Genomic DNA, 3,795 nt, shown 5'->3' on the forward strand with positions numbered 1-3,795 from the left:
ATAGAGAGGCTTGTAGTTAGCCCTGTACGGGTCAAAGCGTACAAAGCTGATTCAAAGTGCGACGTTTGCGTACAGAATTAGTAACTATTAATAGGGAGCTAACTGCGAAATTAGCCTACAAAACCTGAAAAAATCTCCCACAAACATGGCGAGGACAAGCATGAATACAATTAGTAATTTTTTAGCTAGTGCTATTGTCGGCGGCTGGATTATGACCATGGCAGTTTTTGCTATTCAAAATATCCAACCAGTTTCTTTAAAGTTTCTACAATTTGAGTCAATTAAAGTACCTATCGGTGTTTTATTGGCTTTTTCTTTGGGAATTGGATTTTTTATGGCCGCATTTATCCCCGCTTTTTTGAGAAAGTCGAAAAAATCTCCTCGCAGTCGCTTTCCCCCACAACCGGGGTTAGACGAGTTTGATTTTTAGATAAGCTGTTCAGCATCTAAATACGGCGGTTCCTCTATCCATCTGGCACGGACAACTCCTTATTGGATAAGCCTTTCCACTTAGAAGATGTACCAGACTGAGCTTGAATCCGCCCTAGCGTATAACACTAAATCCAGTTATTAAAGACTGATTATTTATTCCCCCTTTTGCATCAGTGCCTCTTGCATGAGTGCCTGTCCTCATAAGTAGGATTTGCGGCAAAAAGTTTTTCGTGGGGGTAGGGTGTGGGGTGTAGGGTTTTAGCGATTTTCATCTGGTAAATTACCTAATTTTCAGGGAAAAAGTCCCTGAATTTTCCCCCCAATCACTCCAATCGCTGGCACTTTGGGTTAGACGGAAGTTTCAATCCCTAGTAGGGTTTAAGATTAATTGGAACCATTCATGGTTTTTTCGAGAGATTCTCTTGTTAGTTTCAATCCCTAATAGGGCTTAAGATTAATTGGAACCAGAAGTGTCTGGTAATCCCACCAAACCCATTGAAAGTTTCAATCCCTAATAGGGCTTAAGATTAATTGGAACTCCCGGCCCACTGCTCACCCTGTAGAATCAGGGCGTTATCAGTTTCAATCCCTAATAGGGCTTAAGATTAATTGGAACTGACACAGCGCAAATTGTCAATGAAATAAATCAAGTTTCAATCCCTAATAGGGCTTAAGATTAATTGGAACCTACTCCTTTCCCCAATCCTACTCGTTTCACCAGTTTCAATCCCTAATAGGGCAAGATTAATTGGAACCTACTCCTTTCCCCAATCCTACTCGTTTCACCAGTTTCAATCCCTAATAGGGCTTAAGATTAATTGGAACAGACGACCGATAGAAAGCAGTATTATTTCTTCACAGTTTCAATCCCTAATAGGGCTTAAGATTAATTGGAACGCCCTATGGCTTCGTACAGTCCGAGTAAAGATGCCGTTTCAATCCCTAATAGGGCTTAAGATTAATTGGAACTATTTAGCCGAGGTTGCCATGCAAAGGTATGGAAGTTTCAATCCCTAATAGGGCTTAAGATTAATTGGAACTCCTGTCCACACCATCCGTCCCCTTTCTTTAGGCGTTTCAATCCCTAATAGGGCTTAAGATTAATTGGAACACGAAGCGGTTCCTGATGGCTACCAGCCAATTAGAGGTTTCAATCCCTAATAGGGCTTAAGATTAATTGGAACCTCTTGTTCATGGTCAGATTGTTCAACCCAATCCTTGGTAATGTTTCAATCCCTAATAGGGCTTAAGATTAATTGGAACTTCTCGCGTTGCCCGTCGCCGATCTGCATCATTAGTTTCAATCCCTAATAGGGCTTAAGATTAATTGGAACAGGGGTTGTCGGGGTCGTCGGGGGCGCTGTTGGTTTCGGTTTCAATCCCTAGTAGGGCTTAAGATTAATTGGAACAGTTGATGTAGGTTCTGGCGTGAAGTTTAGCCGCTGGTTTCAATCCCTAGTAGGGCTTAAGATTAATTGGAACACGAAGAGACACGAAAAACGATACTGGATAAACAGTTTCAATCCCTAGTAGGGCTTAAGATTAATTGGAACCGCCGACAAACTGACCAATATCCCGGTTGTCAATTGTTTCAATCCCTAGTAGGGCTTAAGATTAATTGGAACAATATTGTTATTAATAGTTGATGCCAAATTCAAGTTTCAATCCCTAGTAGGGCTTAAGATTAATTGGAACTCCACTGGAATATTTGCTTGTGCTTTAAGCGCAAGTTTCAATCCCTAGTAGGGCTTAAGATTAATTGGAACACTGGTGGGTTCACCGTCGAAACCGAGTTAATGGGTTTCAATCCCTAGTAGGGCTTAAGATTAATTGGAACGCTCAATCCGAGTTTACAATGGCAGCGACAGTCAGTTTCAATCCCTAGTAGGGCTTAAGATTAATTGGAACGAGGCCATTGTTATTAATTCGCTCGTCTACAGGGTTTCAATCCCTAGTAGGGCTTAAGATTAATTGGAACCGTACCTATCACAGATTGCCTGTAGGACCGTGATAGTTTCAATCCCTAGTAGGGCTTAAGATTAATTGGAACCCTTGACATGGCCGCTTCTGATACCTTTGCATCTGTTTCAATCCCTAGTAGGGCTTAAGATTAATTGGAACTGGGACGGTTGGCGGTTTAAAATGAGGAAAACAGGTTTCAATCCCTAGTAGGGCTTAAGATTAATTGGAACACCATGTTAACAAGGAATAATCAATTATTTTTTTTGTTTCAATCCCTAGTAGGGCTTAAGATTAATTGGAACAATAAAGTTTTGCCACCAAAACCTTTATGAAACTGTTTCAATCCCTAGTAGGGCTTAAGATTAATTGGAACATTACTAAGGTTTATATTAAAAAATAATATATCCGAGTTTCAATCCCTAGTAGGGCTTAAGATTAATTGGAACTAGAACCCGTATGACTTGGTTGGCTTGGCGCGGTTACAAGTTTCAATCCCTAGTAGGGCTTAAGATTAATTGGAACAAATGTCAAATATGGGATAGGAATAGGCACTCCTGTTTCAATCCCTAGTAGGGCTTAAGATTAATTGGAACACTTCCCCTGGCTGGGTAGGAAAACTTCCGATCTCAGTTTCAATCCCTAGTAGGGCTTAAGATTAATTGGAACCTGGCAAAATGATTGCCACTAATCCTATCCCGTGCAGTTTCAATCCCTAGTAGGGCTTAAGATTAATTGGAACAGTAGTACACTTGTTCAAAAAAGATTCTCCCAGATAGTTGTTTCAATCCCTAGTAGGGCTTAAGATTAATTGGAACATTTTCAAAAACTATGATCGGGGTTTCCCCTAAAGGTTTCAATCCCTAGTAGGGCTTAAGATTAATTGGAACCGCCCACTGGTAAAAGCTATACGCTATGGGGTTTTCAAGGTTCGTATGCGCCGCACTCGCAATAAACCCATTGTACAGCAAGTGACCCAGTTCTTCAAGACCCCGCAAAACCTTACGGGATAAGGTGCGCCCCGCGTTGGAAAGGAAAATCATCTCGAATTTATATTCCATAAGCTTTTCAGCCACCAGATAATAGTTAAGGATTCCTACAGCTACCCCGAAGCGCAACCGAGCTAAACAAAAAAAATCGTATTATCCCGGGGTAACTCACCACCGATACGTTCCACTTTACCCCGACAACAGGCGCAGAGGAAATAAAAGCGGATGCTATCGGTATCGGGTTTGATCAACTTACTCAAGCGCCCGCGCAGCTTAGCGTACTGGGTATAGGATTTTAACGTATTGTGAATTTTGGCTCGTCGCTTATCGAAAATTTGGGTTAAAACCCCGTCCTTTTAGGACGGCTTTGTGTTAAACTGATTGGTAAGCGGAAAATCAGATGTGTAGTCGTGAC

Annotated in this window: 2 protein-coding genes and 2 CRISPR repeat arrays; of the genes, one reads left to right on the forward strand and one right to left on the reverse strand. The window is 41.4% G+C overall.

What is annotated here, in order from left to right:
• Positions 1 to 160: 160 nt before the first annotated feature.
• Positions 161 to 430, forward strand: a complete 270-nt coding sequence (locus BGL89_RS16720; protein WP_286826666.1) for a lipopolysaccharide assembly protein LapA domain-containing protein — start codon at positions 161 to 163, stop codon at positions 428 to 430.
• 360 nt (positions 431 to 790) lie between these two features.
• Positions 791 to 1,120: direct repeats of the CRISPR family, unit length 37 nt.
• Positions 1,121 to 1,220: 100 nt separating this feature from the next.
• Positions 1,221 to 3,281: direct repeats of the CRISPR family, unit length 37 nt; unit sequence GTTTCAATCCCTAGTAGGGCTTAAGATTAATTGGAAC.
• 233 nt (positions 3,282 to 3,514) lie between these two features.
• Here the strand turns inward: BGL89_RS16720 and BGL89_RS16725 are convergent.
• On the reverse strand, positions 3,515 to 3,715 hold the full coding sequence (locus BGL89_RS16725; protein ID WP_353743952.1) for a CRISPR-associated endonuclease Cas2: 201 nt from the start codon (positions 3,713 to 3,715) through the stop codon (positions 3,515 to 3,517).
• Positions 3,716 to 3,795 lie beyond the last annotated feature (80 nt).

The organism is Microcystis sp. LSC13-02, assembly GCA_002282935.1.
Taxonomy (GTDB): Bacteria; Cyanobacteriota; Cyanobacteriia; order Cyanobacteriales; family Microcystaceae; genus Microcystis.

Coding starts and splice junctions, on each gene's coding strand:
- BGL89_RS16720 (WP_286826666.1), top strand. CDS start 161: ATGAATACAATTAGTAATTTTTTAGCTAGTGCTATTGTCGGCGGCTGG.